This is a genomic window from Acidovorax sp. HMWF018, assembly GCF_003061035.1.
Taxonomy (GTDB): Bacteria; Pseudomonadota; Gammaproteobacteria; order Burkholderiales; family Burkholderiaceae_C; genus Acidovorax; species Acidovorax delafieldii.
Genome location: NZ_QAIM01000471.1, coordinates 17896 through 22750 on the forward strand (window position 1 = coordinate 17896; position 4855 = coordinate 22750).

Below are 4855 nucleotides of genomic sequence, written 5' to 3' on the forward strand. Positions count from 1 at the left end.
GTGACGATCTCGGGGGTAAGGCTCAGTTGGCCGTTGTCGGCCAAGTGGGACGACACGTCTTGCCGGGTGGTGGTGGAGCGGGGCACCATCAGCGCCGAGCCTGCTTTGATGAGCATGCGCGGCGGGATGTTGTTCATACTGCGCAGATCCGCCTCGCTCATGCCAGCACGTTGTGCCGCCTCGGCCACCGTCATGGTGGTGGGCACAGACCACACGGTCCAGCTCGCGTACTGGCCTTCACGCTTGGCCTCCAGGTTGCGCTGGAAGACCTTGGCGTTGTCCCAGGGCAGCAGGATTTGCGGCGTCCCGGCGGCGAGGATCACGGGTCGCTTGTACGACGGGTTGAGGGCACGGAAGTCTTCCTCGCGAATACCCGCCAGTGTGGCCACCAGTGACACATCGATGTCGTGCGTGATGTCCACGGTCTGGAAGTAGGGGTGGTTCTCAATCAGGGGCAACTCTGTGCGGAAGGCATCGGGGTTGGCCACGATGTTCTTGACCGCCTGCAGCTTGGGCACATACATGCGGGTCTCCGCAGGCATGTTCAGGTCGGTGTAAGTGGTGCCCAGGCCCAGCTTCTGGTTGCGGGCAATGGCCCGGCTTACGCTGCCTTCACCCCAGTTATAGGCGGCCAGGGCAAGGTGCCAGTCGCCAAACATGCCGTAGAGTTTTTGCAGGTAGTCGAGTGCCGCCCGGGTGGACGCCAGCACGTCGCGGCGGTCGTCGCGGAAGGCGTTCTGCTTGAGGTCGAAATAATTGCCCGTAGCGGGCATGAACTGCCACATGCCTGCGGCCTTGGCGCTCGATACCGCTTGGGGGTTGAACGCGCTTTCAATGTAGGGCAGCAGCGCCAGTTCGGTCGGCATCCCCCGGCGTTCCAGCTCTTCAACAATATGGAACAGGTACTTGCTGGAACGCTCCGTCATGCGCTGCATGTAGTCGGGGCGCGTGGCGTACCACTGCTCGCGGTCCTGTACCAGCTCATGCTGCAGGTCGGGCATGGCAAAGCCGCGCCGGATGCGGTCCCACAAGTCGGCGGGGGCCGAGAGCGATGCCACCTCGCCACTCGTGGCTTGCGCGGCAGTGATGGGTTTGAGCGGGCCGTTGGGGATGACAGGGGTGTGGGGCGACGCAGGGCCCTTGGTGCTGGTGGTGTTTCCGCTGGCGGGCGCCTGGTCGGGCGTCGAGCCCGTAGTGGCGCAGCCTGTCAGCCACAAAAGGCCGGCCAGGCAGGCAATGTGCAAAATTTTCATCGGAACTCGTTTTTCCATTGACGCAGCGCGGCCAGCACCGCTACGGCGTCGTCAAGGGGCACCTGCGCGTCGTAGCCCTGGGCGGCTTGCGCCACCGGGCCCTGCCGCACGCGCAGAAAGGGGTTGATGTCTCGCTCCAGCGCCATGTGCGAAGGCAGTGTGGGCTGGTTCTGCTCCCGCAGGGCTTCGCATTGGCTGCTGTAGTTGAGCAGGGCGGCGTTGCCAGGTTCCACGGCCCGCGCAAACTTCAGGTTAGACAGTGTGTACTCGTGGGTGCAACACACCCGGGTGTTGCCAGGCAGTGCCGCCAGCCGGTCCAGCGAGTCGAGCATTTGCGCAGGTGTGCCTTCAAACAGCCGGCCACAACCGCCTGAGAACAGCGTATCGCCACAAAAAAGCAGGGGCGCTCCGTCCATCTCGGGGCAGTAGTAGGCAATGTGGCCCGCCGTGTGCCCTGGCACGTCGATGACTTGGAACTGAAGCCCCAGCGCGTTGACGGTATCGCCTTGCGCCAGCCGCTCCAGCGGCTCGGGCATGCGCTCCCGCGCTGGGCCATACACCCTTGCACCGGTGGCTTGGCGCAGGGCATCGACTCCGCCGACATGATCGGCATGGTGGTGCGTGACTAGAATGGCTTGCAATGACAGGCCCCAGCGGTGCAAGGCCTGCTCCACCGGCGCGGCTTCTCCCGGGTCCACAACGATGGCCTGGCGGCCGTCGTGCAGCATCCAGATGTAGTTGTCGGTAAAGGCGGGCAGCGGTAGCAAGTTCATGAGCGATCAAATTATAGGTTTGCACCACTGGTTCGACTCCCCCCCTGGCCGCTACCTGCTCGCATGGGAGCAGGCACGCTTTGACGAGGCGGTGGCCGATATTTTTGGCTATCACAGTCTCCAGCTCGGCATGCCGCTGCTGGACGGCCTGCGCGCCAACCGCATGCCCCACCAGTGGCTGGCGATGGGGCAGGAGGCCGTGGAGGGCTCCATCGCCTTTGTGGAGACCGGTGATGACGATGGGCCGCTGCAGCGCCGCGCGGTGGACCTGCTCACCGAGCCTGTGGCCTTGCCCTTCCCCGCAGCGAGCCTGGACCTGCTGGTGTTGCCCCACACGCTGGAGTTGAGCATCGACCCCCATGCCGCGCTGCGCGAGGTGGAGCGGGTGCTGGTCCCTGAAGGGCGTGTGGTCATCAGCGGCCTGAACCCCACCAGCCTGTGGGGCCTGCGGCAGCGGCGCGCGCGGCTGTACCAGCGCCTGGGGCGGGGCACGCTGTATCTGCCCGACGTGGGCGAGTTCATCGGCTATCGCCGCCTGCGCGATTGGCTGCGGCTTTTGAACTTCGAGGTCGAATCTGCCCGATTTGGCTGTTATCGTCCAGCGGTGCGCAGCGCGCAGTGGCTGGAGCGTTTTGGCTGGATGGACCCTTTGGGTGAGAAATGGTGGCCCATTCTGGGTGCCGCGTATTTTCTGGTGGCCGTCAAACGGGTGCATGGCATGCGTTTGCTGGAGCCCGCCTGGCGCACCCACCGCCAGCGTGCTGCGGGCACCGTGCCCATCGCCAACCGGGTGTCTCAAAGCGGGGTGAATCCTTCGCGCACTGCGCCCACTGCAGCCCGGCACAAGCCTTGAGCACAGCCTTTCGCGGTTGCCTTGGGCTTCCATGCCCCGTCATGGCAACCATCCACCTCATTGTCAGGAACAGAGTTTGAACCAGGTAGAGATTTACACCGATGGCGCCTGCAAGGGCAATCCGGGCCCCGGCGGGTGGGGCGTGTTACTGCGCTCCGGAGCGACCGAAAAAGAGCTGTTTGGCGGCGAACTGGGTACCACCAACAACCGCATGGAGCTGATGGCGGTGATCGAGGCGCTGTCGGCCCTCAAGCGACCCTGTGCCGTGACGCTGTACCTGGACAGCGAGTACGTGCGCAAGGGCATTACCGAGTGGATCCATGGCTGGAAGGCCAAGGGCTGGCGCACGGCCTCCAAGCAGCCGGTCAAGAACGTGGAGCTGTGGCAGCGGCTGGATGCGCTGGTCAGCACCGGCGGGCACCGCATCGAATGGCGCTGGGTGAAAGGGCATTCGGGCGACCCGGGCAATGAGCGGGCCGACGCGCTGGCCAACCGGGGCGTGGACCAGGCTCTGGGCCGCAGGTAGATCCATTGCCAGCTGCTCACCGCATGCAAGCCTCTTCGGAGGCTTTTTTTGTGCCCGCGTCCGATGCGGCCAGTACGGCCTTCACGCACCAGCGGCGAATGCTCCGGGATATTGCTGCGGGTGGCTGCGACTGCACACACCCACTGTTACATTGTGTGACTGCGCATCCCACCTCACTGGATTGATTGACCCATGGCGTCCAAGAGCAAGTACAAGTACCTCGTTTTCGCTGTCATCGGCATCGCTGCCGCATCGGGCGCTGCCTGGTGGCTGCAGAAGCCCGTGCAGCCGCAGCAGCGTGCCGAGGCCGGGGCGGGCGGTGCAGGCGCTGGCGCTGGCGCATCGGCTGGTGGCGCTACGCCCGCCGGTGCTGGCCGCCCCGTGGCCGTGGAAACGGTGACCGTGCGGCAGATGGCGCTGCGCGACGATGCCGAAGCCGTGGGAAGCCTGCGGTCGCGCCAGAGCGTGATGCTGCGGCCCGAGGTGGGCGGGCGTATCACCCAGCTCAACTTCCGTGACGGCCAGCGTGTGCGGCGCGGGCAAGTGCTGGTGCAGCTGGATGACCAATTGCCGCGTGCGCAGATCCAGCAAAGCCAGGCCGAGTTGTCGATTGCGCGGGCCAACCACAAGCGCAATCAGGAGCTGGTGGCCCAGGGCTTCATCAGCCAGCGTTCGGTGGACGAGAGTGCGGCCAACCTGGAAGTGGCCCAGGCCAAGCTGGCTTTGGCCCAGGCCACGGCCCAGCGCCTGAAGATCCTGGCCCCGTTCGATGGTATCGCAGGCATTCGGGGCGTGAACGTGGGCGACTACCTCAAGGACGGGGCCGATATCGTCAACATCGAAGACCTTGATGCGGTGTATGTCGATTTCCGCCTGCCCGAGCGGTTGCAGGGCAAGGTGCGCCCGGGGCAGACCGCGCAGGTCACCTTTGATGCACTGCCGGGCGCGCGTTACGCCGCCGTGGTGCAGGCCATCAGCCCACAGATCGATGCGGATGGGCGGGCCATCGCGGTGCGTGGCTGCATCGACAACCGCCGCCTGCAGCTGCGCCCCGGCATGTTCGCGCGGGTGACGACCGTGTTTTCCGAACGCAGCGACGCGCTTGTGGTGCCCGAGGAAGCCATCGTGCCCGACGGCACCAGCCCCTATGTGCTCAAGGTGGTAGAAGGCAAGGAGCCCAGCAGCAAGGTGACGCGCCGCACGCCGGTCAAACTGGGCGTCCGTTCACCTGGGTGGGTGGAGGTGGTGGACGGCTTGAGCGCCGGAGACCTGGTGGTCACGGCGGGCCAGCAGCGCATCCGCAAGGACGGCACCGAGGTGCGCGTGGTGGAGCTGGGCAAGCAGGGCAACGGTGGTGCGGCGGCCGCTGCAACGCGGCCGGCTCCGGGCGCTTCAGGTGCTGCGACTGGGGCGGGCCAAAAGGCATCGCCGGTGGCTGATGCGCCTGCGC

General features: G+C 65.7%; 5 protein-coding genes. 3 read left to right on the forward strand and 2 right to left on the reverse strand.

Features of this window, described 5'->3' with window-relative positions:
• Together DBR23_RS19860 and gloB are read right to left on the reverse strand one after the other, a co-directional pair.
• On the reverse strand, positions 1-1253 hold a 1253-nt coding region (locus DBR23_RS19860; protein WP_108499355.1), incomplete at its 3' end, for a transglycosylase SLT domain-containing protein.
• Positions 1250-2026, reverse strand: coding sequence for a hydroxyacylglutathione hydrolase (gene gloB / locus DBR23_RS19865; protein ID WP_108499342.1), 777 nt, complete (start codon positions 2024-2026; stop codon positions 1250-1252). The genes gloB and DBR23_RS19860, both read right to left, overlap by 4 nt.
• Between gloB and DBR23_RS19870 the strand changes: the two genes are divergently transcribed.
• The 3 genes from DBR23_RS19870 to DBR23_RS19880 all read left to right on the forward strand — a co-directional run.
• Entirely contained in the window at positions 2025-2879 is an 855-nt protein-coding gene (locus DBR23_RS19870) for a class I SAM-dependent methyltransferase (protein ID WP_233193722.1), read from the forward strand. The genes gloB and DBR23_RS19870 overlap by 2 nt on opposite strands.
• Before the next feature lie 76 nt (positions 2880-2955).
• The gene (gene rnhA / locus DBR23_RS19875; protein WP_015013609.1) at positions 2956-3405 is read left to right on the forward strand and encodes a ribonuclease HI; all 450 of its coding nucleotides are present in this window, start codon (positions 2956-2958) and stop codon (positions 3403-3405) included.
• 192 nt (positions 3406-3597) lie between these two features.
• Positions 3598-4855, forward strand: a 1258-nt coding sequence (locus DBR23_RS19880; RefSeq protein ID WP_233250599.1) for an efflux RND transporter periplasmic adaptor subunit, incomplete at its 3' end; no start/stop codon positions are given.

Bases quoted from the DNA above. Each gene is read 5' to 3' on its own strand.
- gloB (WP_108499342.1), bottom strand. From the start codon at position 2,026: ATGAACTTGCTACCGCTGCCCGCCTTTACCGACAACTACATCTGGATG.
- DBR23_RS19870 (WP_233193722.1), top strand. From the start codon at position 2,025: ATGAGCGATCAAATTATAGGTTTGCACCACTGGTTCGACTCCCCCCCT.